This is a genomic window from Cellulophaga fucicola (assembly GCF_900119145.1).
GTDB lineage: Bacteria > Bacteroidota > Bacteroidia > Flavobacteriales > Flavobacteriaceae > Cellulophaga > Cellulophaga fucicola.
The window spans coordinates 557883-582236 of the sequence record NZ_FPIY01000001.1; the positions used below are offsets into that span (position 1 = coordinate 557883).

General features: G+C 31.7%; 19 protein-coding genes. 11 read left to right on the top strand and 8 right to left on the bottom strand.

Annotated features, from left to right (window positions below; all coding sequences use genetic code 11):
• Positions 1 to 6 precede the first annotated feature (6 nt).
• Both BT107_RS02450 and BT107_RS02455 read left to right on the top strand, forming a co-directional pair.
• Complete coding sequence (locus BT107_RS02450) at positions 7 to 1893, top strand: monovalent cation:proton antiporter-2 (CPA2) family protein (RefSeq protein WP_072302164.1); 1887 nt, start codon at positions 7 to 9, stop codon at positions 1891 to 1893.
• A gap of 2 nt (positions 1894 to 1895) precedes the next feature.
• Entirely contained in the window at positions 1896 to 2234 is a 339-nt protein-coding gene (locus tag BT107_RS02455) for a TfoX/Sxy family protein (RefSeq protein WP_072302165.1), read from the top strand.
• 35 nt (positions 2235 to 2269) lie between these two features.
• Here the strand turns inward: BT107_RS02455 and BT107_RS02460 are convergent, their stop codons facing one another.
• Positions 2270 to 3001, bottom strand: coding sequence for an NUDIX hydrolase (locus BT107_RS02460; protein WP_072302166.1), 732 nt, complete (start codon positions 2999 to 3001; stop codon positions 2270 to 2272).
• Positions 3002 to 3260: 259 nt separating this feature from the next.
• Here BT107_RS02460 and BT107_RS02465 point away from each other — a divergent pair, with 259 nt between their 5' ends.
• Genes BT107_RS02465 through BT107_RS02490 form a run of 6 tightly spaced genes read left to right on the top strand, consistent with a single transcriptional unit; the run spans position 3261 to position 10139 of the window.
• Entirely contained in the window at positions 3261 to 4130 is an 870-nt protein-coding gene (locus BT107_RS02465; protein WP_072302167.1) for a hypothetical protein, read from the top strand.
• A 21-nt stretch (positions 4131 to 4151) separates the two neighbouring features.
• Positions 4152 to 5216 carry a substrate-binding domain-containing protein gene (locus tag BT107_RS02470; protein WP_072302168.1) on the top strand — a complete coding sequence of 355 codons (1065 nt, stop codon included), beginning with the start codon at positions 4152 to 4154 and terminating at the stop codon, positions 5214 to 5216.
• 17 nt (positions 5217 to 5233) lie between these two features.
• On the top strand, positions 5234 to 6748 hold the full coding sequence (locus BT107_RS02475) for a sugar ABC transporter ATP-binding protein (RefSeq protein ID WP_072302169.1): 1515 nt from the start codon (positions 5234 to 5236) through the stop codon (positions 6746 to 6748).
• A 28-nt stretch (positions 6749 to 6776) separates the two neighbouring features.
• Positions 6777 to 7745 carry an ABC transporter permease gene (locus BT107_RS02480; protein ID WP_072302170.1) on the top strand — a complete coding sequence of 323 codons (969 nt, stop codon included), beginning with the start codon at positions 6777 to 6779 and terminating at the stop codon, positions 7743 to 7745.
• An 11-nt stretch (positions 7746 to 7756) separates the two neighbouring features.
• Positions 7757 to 9253: a mannitol dehydrogenase family protein gene (locus tag BT107_RS02485; RefSeq protein ID WP_072302171.1), complete on the top strand. Its 1497-nt coding sequence runs from the start codon at positions 7757 to 7759 to the stop codon at positions 9251 to 9253.
• 1 nt (position 9254) lies between these two features.
• Complete coding sequence (locus BT107_RS02490) at positions 9255 to 10139, top strand: carbohydrate kinase family protein (protein ID WP_072302172.1); 885 nt, start codon at positions 9255 to 9257, stop codon at positions 10137 to 10139.
• 70 nt (positions 10140 to 10209) lie between these two features.
• On the opposite strand, the gene BT107_RS02495 is transcribed toward BT107_RS02490, so the two are convergent.
• Positions 10210 to 11685 (bottom strand): glycosyl hydrolase family 28-related protein, encoded by a 1476-nt coding sequence (locus BT107_RS02495; RefSeq protein ID WP_072302173.1) that lies wholly within the window; start codon positions 11683 to 11685, stop codon positions 10210 to 10212.
• 295 nt (positions 11686 to 11980) lie between these two features.
• Between BT107_RS02495 and BT107_RS02500 the strand changes: the two genes are divergently transcribed.
• The 3 genes from BT107_RS02500 to BT107_RS02510 all read left to right on the top strand — a co-directional run bounded on the left by BT107_RS02500 (position 11981) and on the right by BT107_RS02510 (position 15420).
• A complete protein-coding gene (locus tag BT107_RS02500; protein WP_072302174.1) occupies positions 11981 to 12568 on the top strand; it encodes a Crp/Fnr family transcriptional regulator in 588 nt (195 codons plus the stop codon).
• 70 nt (positions 12569 to 12638) lie between these two features.
• Positions 12639 to 13733 carry an alkene reductase gene (locus BT107_RS02505; protein ID WP_072302175.1) on the top strand — a complete coding sequence of 365 codons (1095 nt, stop codon included), beginning with the start codon at positions 12639 to 12641 and terminating at the stop codon, positions 13731 to 13733.
• Positions 13734 to 13962: 229 nt separating this feature from the next.
• Positions 13963 to 15420 carry a CotH kinase family protein gene (locus BT107_RS02510; protein WP_072302176.1) on the top strand — a complete coding sequence of 486 codons (1458 nt, stop codon included), beginning with the start codon at positions 13963 to 13965 and terminating at the stop codon, positions 15418 to 15420.
• Between the two features lie 157 nt (positions 15421 to 15577).
• Here BT107_RS02510 and BT107_RS02515 read toward each other — a convergent pair whose 3' ends face one another.
• The 6 genes from BT107_RS02515 to BT107_RS02540 all read right to left on the bottom strand — a co-directional run bounded on the left by BT107_RS02515 (position 15578) and on the right by BT107_RS02540 (position 23354).
• A complete protein-coding gene (locus BT107_RS02515; protein WP_072302177.1) occupies positions 15578 to 16438 on the bottom strand; it encodes a sigma-70 family RNA polymerase sigma factor in 861 nt (286 codons plus the stop codon).
• A 242-nt stretch (positions 16439 to 16680) separates the two neighbouring features.
• Positions 16681 to 18057 (bottom strand): right-handed parallel beta-helix repeat-containing protein, encoded by a 1377-nt coding sequence (locus tag BT107_RS02520; RefSeq protein ID WP_072302178.1) that lies wholly within the window; start codon positions 18055 to 18057, stop codon positions 16681 to 16683.
• 200 nt (positions 18058 to 18257) lie between these two features.
• A complete protein-coding gene (locus tag BT107_RS02525; protein ID WP_084639084.1) occupies positions 18258 to 19652 on the bottom strand; it encodes a TolC family protein in 1395 nt (464 codons plus the stop codon).
• Positions 19652 to 21013: an HlyD family secretion protein gene (locus BT107_RS02530; RefSeq protein ID WP_072302179.1), complete on the bottom strand. Its 1362-nt coding sequence runs from the start codon at positions 21011 to 21013 to the stop codon at positions 19652 to 19654. Before BT107_RS02530 ends, BT107_RS02525 begins: the two co-directional genes overlap by 1 nt.
• 3 nt (positions 21014 to 21016) lie before the next feature.
• A complete protein-coding gene (locus tag BT107_RS02535; protein WP_072302180.1) occupies positions 21017 to 22684 on the bottom strand; it encodes a peptidase domain-containing ABC transporter in 1668 nt (555 codons plus the stop codon).
• On the bottom strand, positions 22674 to 23354 hold the full coding sequence (locus BT107_RS02540; protein ID WP_072302181.1) for a TetR/AcrR family transcriptional regulator: 681 nt from the start codon (positions 23352 to 23354) through the stop codon (positions 22674 to 22676). Before BT107_RS02540 ends, BT107_RS02535 begins: the two co-directional genes overlap by 11 nt.
• Positions 23355 to 24354 lie beyond the last annotated feature (1000 nt).

Sequence of the window (24354 nt, forward strand, 5' to 3'; positions counted from 1 at the left end):
GTACGTATGACGGGTAGTATTCTTTTTGAAGCCATTGTATTTTTATTAGGAGCAATTATTTGTGTATCTATAGCCAAACGTTTAGGATTAAGTTCTGTGCTGGGTTATTTGTTAGCAGGTGTGTTAATTGGGCCTTATGTTCTTGGTTTTATTGGTAAAGAAGGTGAAGATATTCTTCATTTTGCAGAGTTTGGTGTTGTAATGATGTTGTTTTTAATTGGTTTAGAAATAGAACCTAAAAACTTCTGGAAAATGCGAAAAACCATCGTAGGTATGGGAGGTTTGCAAGTCGCAGGCACAATGTTATTATCCTACTTCTTATTTATTTTATTTGGGTTCGATTGGAAAGTGTCTTTAACATTTGCTATGGCAGTTGCATTATCTTCTACGGCAATAGCCTTGCAAACAATAAAAGAGAAGGGCTTATTAAATACAACTTTTGGTCAATCTTCATTTTCAATATTACTTTTTCAGGATATAATAGTCATTTTTATGCTTGGTATGTTGCCATTGTTAGCAAACACGAGCAGCGTTTCTTTAGAAAACAATGATGGGCACACTAGTCTGCTTCAAAATTTACCATTAGGTCTACAAACCTTATCTATTTTAGTCTCAGTAGTGGCAATTATTATTGCGGGTAAATACTTAATAGTACCAATGTTGCGTAAAGTGGCTAAAACAGGAGTTAGAGAATTATTAATTGCAGCAGCATTACTCATTGTTTTTGGGATTTCTTTGTTAATGGAATTAGTAGGTTTAAGTCCTGCTTTAGGAGCTTTTTTAGGTGGCGTAGTTTTATCTAACAGTGAGTTTAAGCACGAGTTAGAAAGTACCTTAGAACCTTTTAAGAATCTACTTTTAGGTTTGTTTTTTATGGCTGTTGGTGCATCAATAAACTTTATTGTAATTGCAAAAAGTCCGTTAACGGTTGGTGGTATTTTAGTTGCTGTAATAGTACTAAAGGCGGTAATTTTATTTATTACTGGTGCCGTTTTTAAGTTAAAATTGAATCAGAGAATGTTGCTAACCTTTAGTTTAGCGCAAGTAGGAGAATTTGCATTTGTATTATTGTCTTTTGCTTTTTCATTAAACATTCTAGAGCAAAGTCAAATGGATATTATGCTCGTAGTAACGGCATTAACAATGACCATTACACCAATTATAGGAATGATTAATGAGCGTGTTCTATTACCTCGTTTAGGAACTAAAGAATCTATAAAAAGACCAATGGACCATATAGCAAAGTCACAAAAAGTAATTTTGGTTGGTTTTGGGCATTATGGAAGTACAATTGGCCGTTTTTTACGCACACACGGTGTAGAAGCTACTATTTTAGACCACGACTCTAATCGTGTAGATTTTTTACGTAAAATGGGTTTTAATGTTTATTATGGAGATGCTACAAGAGCAGATTTGTTAAAATCGGCAGGTATTGCAGACGCTAATATTTTAATTTGTGCTATGGATAACCCAGATGTCATTAAACAATTGGCAAAAATGGTAAAGAGTAAATATCCGAAAGTAAAATTAATGGTACGTGCTAAAAACCGATATGCTGCTTACGAGTTTTTAAATATGGAGATAGATCATATTTATAGAGATTCATTAGAAACTTCTTTAAAATTAGCAAGTGAAGTTCTTAGTCAAATGGGCTTTAGAAAATATACATTACAACGTCAGATTAAGAATTTTATCAAGTATGATGAGGATAGCTTAAGACGCTTGGCAAAAGAAGGTAAAATAGGAGACGATAATTATATTTTTAAAGCACGTAAAGAATTAGAGCAGCAAGAAAAACTATTAGAGCAAGACTTTAAAAGAGGTATTGTTGAATTTGATGGTCATTGGGATGCAGAGCAAATTAGAAAGTCTTTAGATGATTCTAGTTTTTAGATATGCCAATTTCAGGAGACTTTTTAGACTATGTACTAGATCGGTTACTAAAATGGAATGGTGTTTACACTAAAAAAATGTTTGGTGGTGTAGGCTTATTTTTTGATGGTTTAATGTTTGGTCTGGTTTATAATGATACTGTTTCTTTAAAAATAGACGATACTAATGTAAAAAAGTATATTGAAGTAGGGGAGTCACCTATAGAAATATTTAAAACCAATACACCCTTACCTTCATTCTATACTGTACCACCTTTAGTTCTAGAAGATATAGACAATTTTGTAATTTGGGCGCAAGAGTCTTATCAAATACAAGTAAAAAAGAATTCTATAGATTTGTAAAAAATAGAGTCTTTTAATATTTTAATAACAGCTATTTATATGTTTATTAGGTAGTTTTTCTTAAACATTTTTTCATACAAATCTAGGCTAAACATATAGAGTTGCGCAGGTTTTTTAGAGACACCAACTTGTTTCTCATCTAATGCAATTATATACTTTTTGTTTATTAACTTTCTTCTAAAGTTTCTGTTATCTATTTCTATTCCTAAAATAGATTGATATAGATCTTGAGCTTCATTTATGGTAAATTTATCTGGGAGTAGTTTAAAAATAATAGGTTCGGACAAACATTTTATTTTTAAATCTTCATATGCTTCTTCAATAATTTTTTTATGATCGAACCCTAATTCTGGTAAGTTGTTTACAGGAAACCACTTGGCTTGGTATTTGTTCTTATTTACATCTACATCTTCAGTTTTTAATAAAAAGTAGTAGGCAATTGTTATAGTTCTTAAGTTAAATTCTTCATTTTTAATCCAAATAATATCCTTTTCGTTTGTCAATCGATCTGGATTACCAAAAGCCTTAAACTGTTTTTTATACTGCCCTGTTAAGCCTGTTAACTCCTTTAATACCCTAGTTGCCGTTTGGTCTAATGTCTCTTGCTTATAGACATGATATCCTGTTAAAACATAATCGTCTACCAAAACTTTTCCTTCAGCTTCTAAAAAACGTTTTATAACTAAAACATTCAAGGATTTTGTAGTTATATCATATCCAAAGACAACACAATCTACAGATATATTTAATATTTTTTCTGGCTCCATAACTAAACGTATTTAAAATATTGACTTAACTAGTATTATGCTAATATAGTAAATCTTATTTTAAACGTATTTTTTACGTTATTAACCACATTGTACTTGTTGTTATATCCGTAATAAACAGGCAAAATAATATAGATTTATGTTAAATTTGTATATATTTTTACTGAATATTAGGTTGTTAGGTTTTTTTTTATTTACATTTGAAAAATAAACGTAAAAATGACGTTTGTAAATTTATAACCCAACTAGAGTCATAATTATGAAAAAAATAGCGAGACCAATGTTAGATTGTATTTTTGATTTAGGCATAAAAAAGGCAAGTAAATTACTTTTAACCTCTACAACCATCTTATTGTTTTTTGGCGTAAATTTAGGAGTAGCGCAAGAAGAAGTGGTTAATGAGGATTATAAACCTTTTAGTATAGGTGCACATATAAAGAATATGCATACTTGGCATGGGTTTGTAGTTCATCCAGGTGCTCTTTTTGCAACAAATATTGAATACAACTCAAAGGATACCAAATTTACCTTTGGTTTTTGGGGAGGAGCTAGTTTTTCTACTGTAGATGTTGCAAATACTACTACAGGAGAAAATGTAAGTGCATATTATAAAGAACTTTCAATTTATACTAAATACCGTTTTTCTGATAAGTTTTTTATTGAAGCTGTATCTCACAACAATTACACAGGTGTAGAAGAAAGAGGAGATAAGTTGCACTATTGGAGTTACGATAAAACGCAGGGATATAATTTTGTCGATTTAAATTTTGGATATAATGTTACTCCAAATACGTTACTATACTTGGCAACCATTATTAATGGTGGTTCTGGAGATTACGAAATAAAAGAAAACGGATCATTAGAGAATTCTTGGACACACTATTTTGAAGTTAGTAGTAAAGTATGGCAAGATAAAAACTCTAGTTTATCTCTTTTTGCAGGTGGTGCTTGGTCTTTTATTACAGATAAAACATTCTACACAGAAAGTTCTGGAAATATTATAAATGTTGGAGCAACTTTTAGTGAAAAATTAGCAATAAGAGATTATAAAATTCCTGTAGATGTTACATTAATGTGGAACCCTGAACAAGAAAAAACTGTACTACAGTTAGATGTTACTTTATTTTAAACGAACCAAACATAAATAATTATGAAAGCTAAAAATTTAAAAGCCACTTTTAATAAAATGTTTTTACCACTATTGGTTATTGCATTGTTTTTAAATGTAGTTGGCTGTGCAGAAGAAATTAAAACAACACAATCTAGCGGAAACGACACGGAAGATTCTGGAGAAATTTTTAATAGTAAATTAGATTTAACAGGCAAAAAAATTGGGTATTGTACTCCATCTTTAAACGCACCATACTACCAAGCATTACTACAAAGTATAAAATCTACAACAGAGAAAAATGGTATGGAATTTATATCTGCAGACGGTCAAAACGATATTAACAAGCAAATAGCAGCTGTAGAAGATTTAATTACCAAAGGTGTAGATGCTTTGTTATTAAACCCTAAAGATCCAGATGCCTTAGTTGGTGTAACAAAAATGGCTAAAGCGGCTGGTATACCTGTTTTTATTTTAGATAGCTCTATTAACCCTTCAGCAGATTTTGTAACTACAATACAGTCTAACAATTTAGCAAACGGTGAATTAGCAGGTGAGTGGTTGGTAAAAAAAATGGGGAATAAAAAAATGAACATCGCTTTATTAAGTGGTAATGCAGGTAACCCTGTTGGTAAAAAACGTAAGCAAGGTTTATTACAAGGTATAACAGAAGAACAACTTAGAACACAAGGTAAAATAGACTTAAATATAAAAACACAAGCATATACAGAATGGTCTTATGCTGGCGGTTTACAAGCTATGGAAGATATTTTAGTGGCTCATCCAGATATTAATGTTGTAATTACTGAGTCAGACGTTTGTGTTTTAGGAGCTATTAAAGCAATAAAACAAGCAGGTAAAACCAATGATATTTTAATTGTAGCTGGCGCAGATGGTCAAAAAGAAGCAATAAAATACATTATGGAAACAGATTTTTACGGATGTACGGCTATGAATAGTCCTGTACAAATAGGAAAAAATGCTGTTAAATACGCTATAGAATATATAAACGGAAAAAGAGATTTTGATAAAACTTCTTTTACTGCTCCGTTATTAATTACAAAAGCAAATGCTGCTAAGTATTACAATCCTAAAGCATTATTTTAAATTAAATATCCATTACTATGAAAGAGCCAGTAAATGAATACCGTCTTGAAATGTCTGGGATATCAAAAAGTTTTGGTGTTGTTTCTGTACTTAAAGATGTAAACATTAAGGTTAAACACGGAGAAATACATGCTTTACTAGGTGAAAATGGTGCTGGTAAATCTACATTAATAAAGATCTTAAGTGGTGTACACCAAAAAGATTCTGGAAAAGTAGTCTTAGATGGCGCAGAGATAAACCCTAAAAATACGCATGAAGGTCAAGTTCTTGGTATAAACGTAGTATACCAAGAGTTGTCATTGGTTAAAGATTTGTCAGTAGCAGAGAATATTTATTTACACAAATTAGGTGCTAGTAAATTTTGGATGAATTGGAAAGAACTAACTAAGAACGCACAAGAGTTATTAGATTCTTTAGGGTTTAAGATTGATGCTACTGCTACCGTAAGAGATTTAAGTATTGTTCAAAAACAAGTAGTAGAAATAGCAAAGGCAATATCTGAAGATACTAAAGTTTTGGTTTTAGATGAACCAACTACAGTTTTTGATCCTACAGACATTAAAAAATTGTTTAACAACCTTTTAAAACTGAAAGAAAAAGGAATCTCTATAATATACATATCTCATCATTTAGATGAAATTTTTAAAATAGCAGACACCATAACAGTACTTAGAGATGGTATAGATACAGGAAGTGTACCTGTTTCTAAAACAGATAAAGACAGTGTAATACATTTAATGATTGGTCGTGAATTAAAAGATTTATACCCAGTTAGAGACTTAAAAATAGGAGAAGAACCAATTTTTGAGGTTAAAAATTTAGCAGGTAAAGACTGCATAGTACATGATGTTTCTTTCTCTGTTAAAGCAGGAGAAGTTGTTGGTATAGCAGGTTTAGGCGGAAGTGGAAGAACAGAAACAGCAAAACTTATTTTTGGTGCCGACAAAAAGAAATCCGGAACAATATTTCTAGAAGGTGAAGAAATAAAAATTAATTCTCCTGTAGATGCTGCAGGTTATCAAATTGGTTTTGTTTCTGAAGATAGAAAGGAAGAAGGTGTGTTTTTACCTTTGTCTATTAGACGAAATATTAGTGTTACCAGTTTTGGATCTATATCTAGCAAGCTTGGTTTTATTAACATAGATAGTGAGTATAAAAAGGTTTTAGGTTTAATTGAAAAATTGAATATAAAAACACCAAGCTCTGAGGTTAATGTTAAAAACCTAAGTGGAGGAAATCAGCAAAAAGTAGCATTAGCCAAGTGGTTAAGCATAGATAGTAAAGTTATTTTTATAGATGAGCCAACAAGAGGAGTAGATGTTGGTGCAAAAATAGAAATCTATAAACTAATAAACGAAGTAGCTAAAAAAGGAGTTGGTGTTGTTGTAATATCTTCAGATATGCCAGAGATTATGGGTATTTCAGATCGTATTCTTGTGATGCACGAAGGTACTTTTTATGGAGAATTACAAAAAGATCAATTCTCTGAAGAAAACATATTGCGTTACTCCATAGGAGAACCATTAAAATAACCAATTAAATTATTAAAAAACTAACGTTATGGCTTTAACATTAAAAGAGCAATTAAGCAGTCCTAGTGGTATTCTTAAGTTTTTAGTAAAGTACAATACTGTATTTATATTTATTTTACTACTTATATTTTCAGCACTAATATCAGATGTATTTTTTACATCAGTAAATTTATCAAACTTACTAAAACAAGTATCTGGAATAGGTATTATTAGTATTGGTATGTTAATCGTTATTTTAACAGGAGGTATAGATTTGTCTGTAGGTTCTATGGTAGCATTACTGGCAGTAACCTTTGCCATACTTGTCAATTTAGTAGTATTGCCTCTTGCCATTTTAATTACAATTGCTATTGGTTTTGGGTTGGGTAGTATTTCTGGCTATTTGGTTGCTTATCAAAAAATGGCGCCATTTGTAGCCACATTAGCATTAATGACTATTGCTAGAGGTCTAGGTTTTATTTATTCTAAAGGATCTCCTATTACATTTAAAACCTACGGAGGTTTGTACATGTCTAATTTTGCAAACAACTCTACTTTAGGAATACCAAATATTGCTTTGGTATTTTTTATCATCGTTATTATAACAATGGTTATGCTTAGGTATAATGTATTTGGCAGATTAATTATTGCAATAGGTAGTAATGAAGAAGCATCTCGTTTATCTGGTATTAAAGTAAATAAATACAAGTTTTTAGTCTATGCTATTTCTGGAGCTTTAGCAGCTACAGCAGCTATAATTGTTGCTTCTAGAACAAATCTTGGTTCTCCTAATATGGGAATGGCCTGGGAGTTAGATGCTATTGCAGCGGTTGTAATTGGTGGTGCAAGCTTAAACGGAGGAAAAGGAACAGCAATAAACACTCTAATGGGTGTGCTTATTTTAGGACTAATAGGTAACATTTTAAACTTATTAAATGTACCATCTTACCCACAACAGGTAGTAAAAGGTGGCATCATCATATTTGCAGTACTGCTTCAAAGATTTGAAAGTAAATAATACAATATTCTATGAAAAATTATAAATTAAACAGTGAGAATCTTTCGGCTATATCAGAGAGAATTTCAATTCCAAAATACGATAGATCTAAACTAAAAACAGGAATAGTACACGTTGGTATAGGTGGCTTTCATAGAGCACATGAGGCTTTTTATACAGATCAGTTATTACATAACCAGAATATTACAGATTGGGGAATTTGTGGTGTAGCATTATTAGATTTTGATACTAAAATATACAACACCTTAAAAGAACAAGATGGCCTGTATACTTTAATTATTAAGGAGTTAGATGGCACCCACAAAAAACAAGTAATTGGTTCTATAGTAGAGTATTTATTTGCTCCTGAAGATCCAATAAAAGTTATAGAAAAAATGGCTAGTCCAGAAGTAAAAATTATAACGCTAACTATTACAGAAGGTGGTTATAATTATAATGAAGCCACAAAAGACTTTGATTTTAACAACTCATTAATTAAACACGATTTAAAAAATATTTTTACGCCAAAAACTATTTTTGGTTACCTAACTCAGGCTTTAAAACTTAGAAAAGAAAGAGGTTTAAAAGGATGTACAATTCAGTCTTGCGATAATATCCAAGGAAACGGACATATGACTAAGAGGATGTTGCTTAGTTATGTAAAGATTGCAGAACCTAATTTGGTAAAGTGGATAGAAACAAATGTATCTTTTCCTAATGCAATGGTAGATAGGATAACACCTGCTACATCAGAATCAGATATCTTAATGTTAAAAGAAACTTCTGGTGTAGATGATGCTTGGCCAGTTGTTTGTGAGCCATTTAGACAATGGGTTATTGAAGATGATTTTATAGAAGGTAGACCAGCCTGGGAAACTGTAGGAGCACAATTTGTAGCTAATGTAGAACCTTATGAAAAAATGAAGCTTAGCCTACTTAATGCAGGACATTCTGTATTGGGCATACTTGGTGCTTTAATAGGGTATTCTACGATAGACGAAGCTGTACATAACGAAAACATTAAAACGTTTTTAAATAATTATATGAATATCGAGGTAACTCCCGTACTGGGTGACCTAGAAGGTATTAACTTAAGTGAATACAAAACCTCGTTGCTAGAAAGGTTTGGTAATATGAATATAAAAGATCAAATAGATCGTATTTGTTCAGAGAGTTCTGCTAAGTTCCCAATCTTTATATTACCAACGGTAAATTCACAATTAAAGAAAAACGGATCTATAAAAATGGCTGCTTTTATGGTTGCGGCTTGGGCAATTTATAGCTTAGGTAAGGATGAAAACGGAAAGGTTTTAAATATTAAAGATGCCCTAAAACTAATTCTAGATATTAAAGCAAATGCAGCAAAAGAAAATCCAAAAGCTTTTTTAGAAATAGATTCAATTTTTGGTAATCTTATAGATGCTACACCTTTTGTAGACGCATATACATCTGCATATAAAAACATCACTACTAATGGTGTAGAAAAATGTGTTATTGAGATGAATAATAACCTTGCAAACAATAATTAATATGAAGAACATAGTTTGCTTTGGTGAAGTTTTATGGGATGTTTTTCCAACTCATAAAAAAATAGGAGGTGCGCCTTTAAATGTAGCCTTACGGTTACAGTCTTTGGGTAATAATGTCTCTATTATTAGTAGTATTGGTGATGATAAAAAAGGAAAAAAAATTAAAGCTTATATTGAAGAGCACGGCGTAAATGCTAGTAATTTACAGGTAAATGCAGCATTAAAGACAGGAAAAGTTAAGGTAATGCTTAACCAAAAAGGTTCAGCATCTTACGATATTAAATTTCCAAGAGCTTGGGATAATATTGAACTTACAGATACAAACAAAGCTCTAGCAGAAACTGCAGATGCTTTTGTGTTTGGTAGTTTGGTTGCGCGTGATAGCAATTCTAGACATACATTGTATACCCTTTTAAAATTAGCAAAATATAAAATTTTTGATGTTAATTTAAGAGAGCCATATTATACCACAGATGTTTTAAATTACTTAATGAAGCAAGCTAACTTTATTAAGTTTAACGATGATGAAATTTTTGAAATAGGAAAAAATATAAACTCTAAAACACACTCATTAGAGCAGAATATTAAGTTTATAGCAGCGCATACAAATACCAAGTCTATTTGTGTTACAAAAGGACGACACGGAGCTATTTTATATTATAATGATGTTTTTTATTACAATAGTGGTTACCAAATAGAAGTAGTAGATACCGTAGGCGCAGGAGATTCGTTTTTAGCATCCTTAATTAATAAGTTAATTAATGAAAAAGATCCACAAGAAGCAATAGATTTTGCTTGCGCAGTAGGCGCATTGGTTGCTGGTAGCGAAGGTGCAAATCCAGAGATTAAAGAAGAAGATATTATTAAATTTATTTCCCCCAATTAACCGTTCCCCAAAACTAAAAACAGCTGTTTATTAATTTAAACAGCTGTTTTTTTATGGTATAGAAATAAAATTAATTACAAGAATTAATGGTGCCAACACCTTTATTACAAAGTTTAGCTGTATTATGTTTTACATTTAAAATGTAATTATTAGGAAAACCTTGTACGCTAGAAGTACTTACGTTTACATTATAATTACCTAGACTATTATTACTTTTGGTATTGTCTATAGTAACGCCTAAAGAAGGACCGTTATACTCAAAACCAGTAGGGCCAGGTTTACATAGTTTAGACCATTCTGAACAAGGTAAATAAGGTAAAAAAGCTTGTTTTAACTTAGCTCCTGTATTTTTGTAAGTTACTTTTACATTTTTTACAGTAGAGTTTTTAAAACTTCCTGGCTTAATACCGTTTACAGTAGCATTAGGGTGATTGTATGCCTTTTCGCTAAAATCATTAGCTATTCTTGCAGCCCAAGTTCTTCCATTGTTACGTTTGTATACAATTTCTACAGAACCTGCACCCAAAATACCTTCTATGTAGTTTTTAAAAGCATCACCACTAGCTCTATTTTGCTTATCAAAAATTTCTATAAATCCGTGTTCTACACGCACCGCATACGCGCAACCAATAGCAGTTACACCGTCTACAGTTACTTTGCCATTTTCCATAAAGTGTGGAGAAAACATAAGTGGTGTTAATCCATTTTTATTAATAATATTAGTAGCAAATATTTTTCTTACGCCTCCTTTTTTAGCGGTTTTCATAGCAAGGTTATCAGTCTCTAGTCTTAAAGTTACGCCACCAGAACAACTTAAGTTATTAAAAAGTATATTATCTGCAGCATATGCTTGTATTAAGCCGTAACCTGTATGTGCATTGGTTTGGTCTATATTCTCAATAATACCATTATGTGGCCAAGCATTACCAGGTTTACCCGTAAAGCTTATAAGTATAGATGCAAATACCGTTTTTTCATCTTTAATAGAAAAGTTAGCTATTTTAAAATTATCTACATCACCAACATCTGCTACAATAATGTTTTTAGAAGAGTTACCTCTAACATCTACAATAAACTTTCCGCCTTTACCAATAATACTTACATTCTCAATTTTGGTTTCGGTTTTACTAGCAAAATCAAAGATTCTATGGTTTCTAGCTGGTGTTAATCCTTTTGTAGGGTAAATTACCGTTTCTTTTTCAATCTCTAAATGTACATTAGAGCGCATTCTAATTTTATTAAAATAATACTTTCCTTTAGGTATAATAACTACACCTCCAGAACTAGCTTGGTCTTTAATAGCTTTATTTAATTTTTCTGTGTCATCATTAGCATCTCTATTGTTAACACCATAATCTGTGACTAAGTTTACTTTGTTTGCTAGCACTGTTCTGCTTGGCGGTGTATAGAAGTTTGTGGCGTTTGCCCTCATTTCTATTGGAGCTTCTAAAATTTCGGAATCGTTAATTTCCTCTGCTTCTTTAGAGCATCCAATTGCTAATAATGCAATTGTAGCTAGATAAACATGTTTAAATTGTAATTTCATAGTAAATATTTTAAATTAATATTTACGCAATTTATGATGTTTATTCTTACGTATATAAGAGTAAATTACTGTTAATTAACATTGTTTTACCTTTTAAGACCATTATTTAATGTTCAAAACCTGTAGTTTTAATGTTTTAGGATGTGTTACAAACTGCTTAAGTCCTGGTAGTTAGCTAGTTGTGTGTTGTAGAACTAAATTTCTAGTAGGTCAATTAAATGTAAACTAGAATAGAGGTATTGTTTACCATCAACTAGGTATTGTTTAAAGACAATGCTTTTAGCATCTTTGTAAGATGCATCAATCTATAGAAAAACATATTAGTAAACATATTAGCCCAACAGCAGAAGAGTTGCACCAGTTTACTTCAGTTTTAAAAGAAATAACTATTGGTAAAGGTCAATTTTTAGTAGAACCAGGACAAATTGTTAAACATAAGTATTTTGTAACAAAGGGATGTTTAAAAGCATATTATATAGACCCTAAGGGAAATAAACATATAATTCAGTTTGCAATAGAAAATTGGTGGGTTGGCGATTTTGATGGCTATTATAATAAAGTGCCATCTAAACTACATATAGAGGTTTTAGAAGACTCGGTATTGTTGTCTATAGATTATGACAGCCTACAAAAAATATATGATAATATGCCAATATTTGAGCGCTACTACAGACTTTTGGTAACAAATAGTACTATTGCACAACGTAAGCGTATACTGTCTTCTTTAGAGAAAAACACACAAGAACGGTATCTAGAATTTTGCGAAACGTATGCTAATATAGAGAATAGAGTGCCAAATTATGATATAGCAAATTACCTAGGTGTATCTCCGGAAAACTTAAGTAGAGTTCGTAAGCAACTAAAAAAGTTAAATATATCTTAATTGATATAGGTCAATGGAATTGATAAAGCAGTCTCGTAAATTTGTATATACAAACAAAATATACATTAGAATGAGCAAGCAACAATTATTGACACCATATCATAAAAATATAAACCTAAAAAACAGAGTTGTTATGGCGCCTATGACGCGTAGCAGAGCAGATAACGAAGGTAGTGTAGCTACAGACGAGTTACACGGACTTTATTATGAGCAAAGAGCATCTGCAGGTTTAATAATAACAGAAGGGTCTCAAGTATCTAAGGATGCAGTAGGTTACATACACACTGCTGGTATACATACAGAAGAACAGGTAGAAGGTTGGAAAAAAGTAACCAAACGTGTACATGATAAAGGCGGAAAAATCTTTATACAATTATGGCACGTTGGCAGAATGTCTCATCCAGATTTTCATAACGGAGAGTTACCTCTTGCGCCATCTGCTATAAATCCTAATGCAAAATCTTATACTCCAGAAGGCTTTAAAGATACTGTTACACCTAAAGCAATGACTATAGATGACATTAAAACTACGGTTAAAGATTTTAAAAATGCAGCTGCAAATGCTATAAAAGCTGGTTTTGATGGGGTAGAGATTCATTCTTCTAATGGGTACTTATTTCATCAGTTTTTTACTGCTACATCTAACCTAAGAACAGATGAGTACGGTGGAAATATTGAAAACAGAACACGTTTCTTTTTTGAGGTTTTAGACGCTATGAAAGAAGTTATTCCGCAAGAAAAAATAGGAGTACGTTTTAATCCGTCTTTAGATGGTTTATTTGGTATAACTATGGATGAAGAAACAATACCAACATTTGAGTCTATTATTAAAAAATTGAACGATTACAATTTGGCCTACGTTCATTTATCAGAACCGTTTACAGATGTATCTAATATTCCGTTTGCAGTAAAAGAAATTGCAAAGCATTTTAGACCATTATACAACGGAACGTTAATGATAAATTCTGCTTTTGATCAAGTAAAAGGAAACAAAGTTATAGAAGATGGTTATGCAGATTTAGTAGCTTATGGTAAGCCTTTTATATCTAATCCAGATTTAGTAGAGCGTTTTAGAGATCATCTAGAATTAGCAGAGTGGGATGAAAGTACATTTTACGTTCCTGGAGCAAAAGGATATACAGATTACCCAACAGCTTCTAAGTAATTTGCTATAGAAAAGAACAACACTTAAAGTGTAATTCAATATTATTTAAAAGAGGCTCTATGCAACCATAGAGCCTCTTTTTTGCTTTAATTTTTAATCTCTTATTTTTTCTTATAGGATTTAAAAGTGCATTCACAGAAAACCAAACCCTATTCACAGATAGTATCTAAATGCTATGTTTGTTCTCTGCATCTTTGAGCCAGATTAATAACTATAATAAGACTTAAGGATGAAAAAAAATAATTCGATATTGCTATTAGCATTACTAAATTTTATGTTTTTACTATCGTGTTCTTCAGATTCTGAATCTACAGCAGACGATTTAGAAGAAACGGAAGAAACAGAATCGTATGTAGAAATGTATGAAGATTCTGACTTTACGGCTACAGATTGGACAGACAATACGCATAGTAAAAGTGCAGATCCTAATTTTGAAGAAATTTTTCCTAATACAAAAGTAAATCGTTTAGACTTAGTTGTTACCAAAGATCGTTGGCAAAGTATGTTAGATGATATGACAACCAATTATGGCGAATTTGGAACCACTACAGGTGGTCCTGGAGCTGGTGGCCCTCCTGCAGGTGGTGGCGAATTGGTAGAAGCAGATGAGGATCCTATTTTTGTTCCTGCAGATGTATTTTACGAAGGTAAAGAATGGTATAGAGTTGGTATACGTTTTAAAGGAAACTCTAGCTTACAATCTACTTGGTCTAGCGGAAACTTAAAATTGTCTTTTAAACTTGATTTTGATGAGTTTGAAGATGAATACCCACAAATAGACAACCAACGCTTTTACGGATTTAAAAAATTGAGTTTAAAAAATAACTACAATGATAAATCTATGCTTAGAGAAAAAGTAGCTGCCGATGTATTTACAGCTGCAGGCTTGGTAAGTTCGCATACGGCATTTTATACAGTATACGTAGATCACGGAGACGGACCTGTGTATTTTGGATTGTATACTTTGGTAGAAGAAGTTGATGATACTGTTATAGATACACAGTTTTCTGATGATGATGAAAATTTATACAAACCAGATGGCGATGGAGCTAGTTTTGCAGAAGGTTCTTTTTCTGAAGAGGTATTTGTAAAGAAAACAAATGAAGACGAAGCAGATTATTCTGATATATTAAGTGTTTTTGATGCTTTGCATGCAAGCAACAGAACAACAGATCCTGAAGCTTGGAGAACAAATTTAGAATCGGTTTTTGATACAGATCAGTTTTTAAAATATTTAGCAGTAAACACGGTAATTCAGAACTGGGATACGTATGGTAGAATGACGCACAATTACTTTTTATACAACAATCCAGATACCGATAAATTACAATGGATTCCTTGGGATAATAACGAGGCCTTACAACAAGGTAATATGCAAGGTTCTTTAGCCTTAGATTTCTCTGACTTAAACGAAGAAGAATGGCCTTTAATTGGGTATTTATATGCAGATGAAACATATAAACTACAATACAACTCTTATGTGCAAGATGTTATAGACAATGCCTTTAATGCAAGTACATTACAAGCAACATATACTACGTATGCATCTTTAATAGAGCCGTATGCAACCACAGAAATTACAGGACATACATTTTTAAACTCTAGTACAGATTTTAGTACGGCAGTAAACGAATTAAAAAATCACGTTACAGAACGTGCAACAGCAGTACAAAATTATTTAGATTAGTAATTAGTTGAGTTAGTTTTTTAAGCCAGTTATTTTAAATAACTGGCTTTTTTGTGTTGTATAAACAAACAATCGCATATGGCTTTAGGTTTTAAAAAAAGGCATAAAAAAACCGACCTTTTTTGGTCGGTATTTATTTGTGGGGAAAAGGACCTTTTTACAGGTATGCTTTTAATACTTGGTTTTGAGATTTTCTGCGCAGTATTACAATTGCTTTTTCTCTAATTTGTCTAACGCGTTCTCTACTTAATTCAAACACTTCACCAATCTCAGAAAGGCTCATAGGAGCTTTTTCTCCAATACCGTAATACAGGCGTATAATTTCGCTTTCTCTACTAGGTAAGGTTTTTAATAACTGTGTAATGTCAGAACTTAAAGATTCTTTAATCATATTAACATCAGGACTTGTTACGTCTTTAGATTGTATAACAGTGTATAGGTTAGATGTTTCTCCGTCTTCAAAAGGAGCATCCATAGACAAGTGTTTACCAGAGTTTTTCATAGCAGTTTTAACCTGTGATGTACTCATATCTAATTCTCTAGCAATTTCTACAGCGCTAGGAGGTCGTTGGTAATTTTGTTCTAAAGAAGAAAAGACTTTGTTAATTTTACTAATCTCTCCAATTTTATTTAAAGGTAAGCGTACCATACGAGATAGTTCAGATATTGCTTGTAAGATAGATTGTCTAATCCACCATACTGCGTACGATATAAATTTAAAACCTCTTGTTTCATCAAAGCGTTGTGCAGCTTTAACTAGTCCAACATTTCCTTCATTAATTAAATCTGATAATCTCAATCCGCTTCCTTGGTATTGTTTTGCAACCGAAACTACAAAACGTAAATTGGCGTTTACTAATTTGTTAAGTGCAACTTGATCTCCTTCGCGTATTTTTTTTGCCAGTTCTACTTCCTCATCAATGGTAATCATATCTAGCTTAGATATTTCTTGAAAATACTTTTCTAATGATTTAGTATCTCTGTTTGTAATTTGCTTCGTGATCTTTAGTTGCCTCATATATGTGTTTTAGTTAATATTTCTCTTACCTTATTATACCATTTTATTTACGTAATTCCTAATTAAAAGGCATATTTTATCAATTTTTTGTTAAAAAATAGTTATTTAGGGTTAAAATAGTACTTTTTTAGATTTTTGTAAAAACAAGAAAATACGTTAACAAGTTGATAGGTAGTGAACTAAAAATGCCTTTCTGAAGAATACTTCAAAAAGGCATTTTTGTATTTAAATTATACTAAATGTTACCAACCGTCTAAAACGCACTGCATAGTATATGGTTTGGTTGTAGATAAAGGTAAATCTTGTAGCTCATCACCCAAATAATTACCACTAGCAGAACCAGTAGCATTTTTAAAACGATAAGACCAACAGTACCTAAGGTTGGTATGTTCTTCTGAATATGTTACTAAATTATCTTCTAGAATTACATTGTCAAAATCTGAGAATGCTAAAAAGTAGCCTAAAAACTTGTTTCTACGTACATCTGCATCTGCACTTTTGTACATATACATTCCGCAATTGTTAAGTACGTTGTCGTGTACATAAGTAGCTCTGTTGTGTCCTTTATCTCCACCACTAGAATATTGTATGTAACCCAGCCTACCATTTACAGAGCCGCTAAGCATTGTAATTGTATTTCTGGCAATAATGTTGTGGGTTTTATGCCAAGAAACAAGAGGACCATCTATATATACGTTACCATCTCCTTGCTCTAATATGTTATCTAAAATATAAACGTTTTTACCACTAGTGTTTACAATGTCTCCGCCTTTGTTATGGTGAAAGTAATTGTTATGTATTAAAATGTCTTCATCTACACGGCCAGCACCCTCTATGTCTATTCCAAATTGTGGACTAGTACCATTTATATTATGTATTTCATTATCTGTAATAGTAATACGTTTGCCACCAACAATAGAAATTCCTTGTCTACGGTTGTTAAAAATGTTATTGTTTGTAAAAGTAACATCTGTAGCATCTAGGACTAAAGAACCATCGCCTGTTGTATCTTTAATAACCATATTATCTATTAAAACAATGTTACTATCGTTCCAAACACAAATACCATGACCCTCATCATGAGATGTAGCACCATCACTTTCGCGAGGTGTAAAAATATGAGAATCTCTATCACCCTTAATTGTACCATCTCTAACAATAATATTATCGCCATCTAAGCTAATAATACAGTAGTTCCATTTGTCGTTTGTATCCATTTCTAATACGGCACCTTCACTAAAGACAAACTCTGTATTGTTGTGTATTTCTATGCCACCTTGGTATATTTCGTTTACATCTTTACCAACAAGGTATTCACCTTTTGGTAATGTAACCATACCAAAACCCTCGTCATAAGCCCAGTCTATTGCAGCTTGTAAATTAGCAGTTGTAGTAACAGGGTCTGTGCCGTTGTTAGGTATATTCCACTGCTCTAAATCTATAATGTATTCTTGTATGTTGGTTACTTCTGGTTGCTTAGAGCTAAAGGCTAGTTTTGGCAAACCATCACCGTCTAAGTCTTCTGCAGTAACTTTATTAACTACGTCTAACTCGTCCTTATTACAAGAGGTTAGGCATACAAGTAGGGCTAAAAATAAAGAATGGGATACTTTTTTCATGTTGTTTTTTTCTAATTTAATAGGTTGTAAAAACTATGTTATATCTAAATTTAGATATAACAATGCATAAAATAGTAAACTGATTTTTTCTTTAATTAGTATTATAAAGAAGCACAACTTTGTTTTTTTAGAGGCATCTTATTCTTTGATAATTAACTTAAAAGCTATAGTTAATAGGAGGGAAGAGTCTATTTTAAAATTTACTCTAAACTACTAATAATGTTTAGAAATTTATACTTACTATTAAACAACTTGTATTCTGTATCTATTTCTTTAAGCTGACTTTCTATTAGTTTTACTTCTCTGTAATTAACTAAAAAAAGAGAACCTTCGCCCAAATTAAACATACGTTCTTCTGCGGTTACCAACCTTGTATAATCTATGACTAAACTCTTTAAAATGGAATGCTGTACTTGGTAAGACTCAATTTCTTGTAAACTACTATTTATTTTATTTTTTAAACTCACTTTTGTAGCCATAATATCAAAGTCTACATCTTGCAGCTTTACTTTGGCTAACTTTAAATCTGCACGTTCTTTTCTTAAAAATAAAGGGAAGCTAATAGCTAAACCAGTTTTGTAATTGGCAGTATTAAAGCTATTAAGATTTTCATAATCTGCACTTAAAAAGTTATACTGCAAATCTATTTTAGGCAATAGGTTGTTTGTTTTATAGCGCTTATCTATTGTTAAAATATTCTTTTTAATTTCTAATGCTCTTAATTTAGGATGATTTTCTATTAAATTATCTGTTGTATCGTTTAAAAGTGAACTATTAAGTACAGCGTCTATAGTAGCAATGGTGTTTATGTCTGGTGTAATGTTATCTTCAATCTCTAATGGTACATTGTTTTGCAACCATAAAAAGTTAGAAACTTCTAGGGTCGATTTTAAATAACCAATTTTTGCTTTTTCTAAATCTAACAATCTATTTTTGTAATTAATGCCAGCCTCTAGCGTATCTATTGCAGGTTTATCACCAGCTCTAAAGCTCTTTTTTACGTTTTGTAAACGTGTGTCTGCATTTACCAAATAGCTTTTGTAAGCAACAACAGCTTTGTAGTTTTTTAGCCAATTAAAATAAGACTCAGATGCGTTGTACAAAAAGTCGCTAATTACCAATTTTTGTTTTGCTTCTGCTTGTTCTGTATATAGTTTGGCTTGTTTTAGGGTTGCCATTCTTTTATTGGTAAGCAAACCTTTTGCAAGCGATACAGAAACACCAGCACTATACAAACCATCTTCTGGCGTATTGTATTCTGGGTTTAGATAAACCCCTTCGTTATTTTCATAATTTGCTTTTAGCTCTATACCATACCAGGTAGGTATTTTAAAAGTAGCGTTTAGCTTATCATAATAATCTGTGTTTTTAAACTTTTTATTGGCAAAATCTACTTCTAATTTAGGATCAAAAGCACCTCTAGATTTTAGTAATTTAGCTTCGCCCTCTGTAGTTATAAGACGCGCTTGTTTAACTATAGGGTGGTACTTTTTTACATAACCTAAATATTCCTCTAGACTTAATATAGTATCTGTTTTTTGCGAAAATGTCACAGAAAACCATAAAGAACACACAACAATTAGTATTTTTTTCATTAGGCTTTCTTTTTGTCTTTAGAATCGGTTTTTTTAGCTGTAGGCTGATAAAAATTTGGAGGAAAACTGTTTATTTGTCTCCAAAGTTCAAACCAAATAGGTACGTTCTCTAACAAAGCAATGGTTTTAGCACCAGAGCCTACACGTATAGCTGTTGGCCAAGCTACCATATTAGAATCGGGCTTTAAAAGCACACGATATTTACCATTATTACTAATAAAATTTTCTATAGCAACAATTTTAGCACCATACGTACCATAAGACACATTTGGCCAACCGCTAAATACAATTGCAGGCCAACCATCAAACTGTACACGTACTTCTTCACCAACGTGTATTAAAGGTAAGTCTATTGGTTTTACATACATTTCTACTGCCAACTCGTAATCTGCGGGCATAATACTTACCAAAGGCTCACCTTCTTTAAAGGTTTCACCCAAACCGGCTTTTATTGTTTTGTTTATAAAGCCAGCTTGTGGCGCAGTAATAAATAATAAACTGTTTCGTTTTTTGTAATTGGCTAAATTGGTCTCTAGTTTAGACACTTGTGCTTCTATATCTAATCCACCAGATTGTGCAGTGTATAAACTACTTTGTGCTTTGGCAATTTTATCTGCGTATGTAGCGCCTAAAGTAGCAATTGCAAGCTCACTGTTAATAGCATCTTGTCTTGTACTTAGTAATTTATTTTGTTGCGATATTAACTTGGCGTTTACCTCTTGGTATTTAGAACGTTTTTCTTCTACATCTTTTACAGCTTTTAAACCATCTTCTTGCAACTGTATTGTACGTAAATACTGTTTGTTTGCAATATCTGCGTTAATTTTTAAAGCTTCTAAATCTATGCTATCGCTTACTACTTTTAAGAGTGTTTGTTTTACCTTGTTTTTTGCTTGTTCTAGTTTTAAACGGCGTTCTTGTTGCAATGCGTTAATCTGACTCTGTAATGCGTTTACTTTGTTTTTATAAGCTGTAACAGAAGATGATTTTGCTGTAATTTGGTTGTCTGTACGCTCTGCCAAGCGCTCATCAAAATACTCACTTTTTACTTCAGAAATCCTAAGTATAGTATCTCCCTTTTTTACAAAATTACCCTCTTGTACAAACCATTCTTCTACACGCCCAGGAATCTGAGATTGCAATGTTTGTGGTCTTTGGTTTGGTTTTAAAGTAGTAACATTACCCTGACTAGATATATTTTGCGTCCACGGTAGAAACAAAATGAGAATTAAAATAACAGTAAAAATCAATAAGAACTTTTTAAAGCCTTTGTTGTATTCTTTTGTAAAAATATCTTTACCAGACTTGTACTTTGTCAAGTCAATAAATTCAGATACTTTATTGTTAGATATATTTAGCATAGTCTATTTTTTGTTGTTAATTATAACTCCGTTCTTAAGTGTAATTTGTTTGTTACACTTTTTCTCCCAACTCTTGTTATTGCTTACAATAACCAAACTCCAAGAGTGCGTAGCTAGCGTTAAATAATTAATAATTGCTGTTGCTTCTTGCGAGTCAAACAAGTCTAACGGATTCTCTAATATCAATAGTTTTGGTTGCTTAACAACAGCCCTAGCCAAGACCAATTTTTTAGTAGCTGTATAAGAAATTTGCTTTCCTTCTGGTATTAACATTGTATTTAAACCATTTGGTTGCTGCTTTAAAAATGGTGTTAAGCCTAAGTTTTCAAAAGTGTTATAAATAGTGGCATCAGAAATATCTTTGTTACCAAATGTAATGTTCTCTCTAATGGTTCCTTCAAAGGTAGTTTCTTCAAAAAGAGACATTCCTAAAATAGCTCTGTATTTATTAATGTATAAACTCTCTATAGACAAATTGTTTACGTGTATATAGCCCTCTGTAGGGAAGGTAACACCAGCAATAAGTTGCAATAGGGTAGACTTACCAGAACCACTCTCTCCAGATATTAAAATACGGTCTTTAGGGTTTATGGTAAAAGATATATCTTTAAGTAAAGGCGTATTATTTTCGTTTACTTTATAAAATACATTTTTAAGCTCAACAGTTAAGTCCTCATTGTTATCTAACAATTCGCCTTCTTGCGCTTCTATAGGTTTGTCTACAACTTGCCCTAGTTTTTCTATGGCAGTTAGTACATCATAAAAAGACTCTAAACCTAAAATTAGTTTTTCAACCGAGTTTATAACCAAAAGAATAATAATCTCTGCGGCAACAAATTGTCCAATATTCATACGTTGGTCTAGAACTAAAAAACCACCAATAGAAAGTAATCCAGCTGTAACAATAACTTTAAAACCAACCATTTGTAAAAACTGAATCTTTAGTATTTTAAAATGACTTTCTCTAGATGTTACATAATCACTAACCAAATCATCGGTTTTTTCTAAAGCTAAAGCCGTTTTTCCAGATAGTTTAAAGCTAATAACAGAGCGCGAAATTTCTTGTAACCAATGCGCAACTTTGTATTTGTTTTTAGACTCTTTTAAACTTGTATCTAAACCTCTTTGAGACGTATATTTAAAAACAATGTATACCAAAAGCAGTAGCAATACCCCAAATAATATAAAAAATGGATGGTAAAAAGATAGCAGAATTAAAGCAAACATTATTTGCAATAGGGCAGATGGTACATCTATTAATATTTTAGACAAGCCTTTTTGTATGGTAAGCGTATCAAAAAAACGATTAGCCAATTCTGGAAAGTGAAAATTACGTAACTCGTTCATCTTAATTTTAGGAAAACGGTAACTTAACTCAAAAGACGATCTTGTAAAAATACGTTGCTGTATGGTTTCTATAATACGAATCTGCATTAGTTTTAAAACGCCCGAAAAAGCAACACCCACAGTAACCAAAACAATTAAAACCACCCAAGAAGCAGAAACCTGCGCACCTTGTAGTAAATTAATAATAGTCTGTATACCAATTGGCAAACTTAAAGCTACAATACCCTCAAAAATGGCAAAATAACCTATCTGAAAAATGTCTTTGCGCTCTAATTGTAATAGGCCTAAAAAACGTTTCCAAGGAGATAAAGTATTATTTGGCATTTGTTACTGTTTTTAAAGTTAAGTCGGTAAAAAAGTCTGTTGGTGTTGTAGTAGTATTACAATTGGTAATAGACTTAAAATGTTGTTGTATAAAATGTTGGTGTAAAGATCCCTCTACCATAGTACTAGCATAGCTTAATGCAAATTTATAGTCTGGGTTGTATGCCAAGATAATATCTGCAATACGCTGTATAGTGCGCTTGTAAGGCATAAAAAAGCCCTCTTTATTATCCTCGTCTACATCTTTAGTATAGTATACCTTAGAGTTCTCGTTAATAATAATAGAATTAAGTAACACCTCGTTAATATGGCTGTATTTATTGTCTTGTTCTGTGGTTTTAGTTACCACTTCTATGGCTTTTTTAAGTTTTTCTGTAGCATCTGTAATACTGTAGGTTTCTATAACCAATTGGTATTCTACCCAACCCCAATACCAAGCTGTTAAGTACATAAGTAGTTTGTGTTTACTCTCAAAATAACGGTAAATAGAACTCTCGTTAGAACCAATATTAGCACCTAGTTTTTTAAAGTTAAAATCTTCAAAACCAATTTCTTCTAGAAGAATAATACTGTTTTCTATAATTTTTTTACCTAAAGTAGAAGATTCTGGATCTTTTAAGTAGATGCCTGTTGGTATTTCTATTTTAATGTTTGATAGTAATGTCTTCATAGATACAAATTATACGCGCAAATATAATAGTATTACTATTAAAAAAGAAATACAAGCTATTAATTAGATGTTGTTTTAATGTAAAATAAATGTAATGTACTGTTTATTATGTGCTTGTACTGATGCTAAAAAACAAAATAAATGATATCTTTAGACGTTAAGTCGATAAAAACACCAAAATCGCAATAGTTTTAGATTGATAATTTGATGTATGAATATTTAAAAAGAGCTATAGTTGCAGTGAGGAAAATGAGTAAAGGAGTCTAGATTTTTTTGGTTCGTTTTTTTATCAATGAAAAAAATGATCAAATATTGTTTAGTGTACAATTAGTTACCGACACATTTTAATCTCCTTACTACTACAATTAAAACACTAGAATTGACAGTTTATTAAATCTTAATCAGAATATTCTTTTTAGGCTGACCTACGAAAGTCTTGAGTAAAACTAAAGTTGAGATTTCGTGCAAATAATCCGTTTGTTATGAATTCAAACAGCGTTTGAAGAAGTTAGCGGTTATTTAGAAATTGAAACGTATAGTTTAGCAATGGGTTCGTGAGTCTAGATTTTTTTGGTTCGTTTTTCTATCAATGAAAAAAATGATCAAATATTGTTTAGTGTGCAATTAGTTCCCGATACATTTTAATCTCCTTACTACTACAACTAAAACACTAGAATTGAAAGTTTATTAAATCTTAATCAGAATATTCTTTTTAGGCTGACCTACGAAAGTTTTGCGTAAAATTAAAGTTGAGATTTCGTGCAAATAATCCGTTTGTTATGAATTCAAACAGCGTTTGAAGAAGTTAGCGATTATTTAGAAATTGAAACGTATAGTTTAGCAATGGGTTCGTGAGTCTAGATTTTTTTGGTTCGTTTTTTTATCAATGAAAAAAATGATCAAATATTGTTTAGTGTACAATTAGTTCCCGATACATTTTAATCTCCTTACTACTATAATTAAAACAATATAACTGATACCATCTACTCTTCAGAAAAAA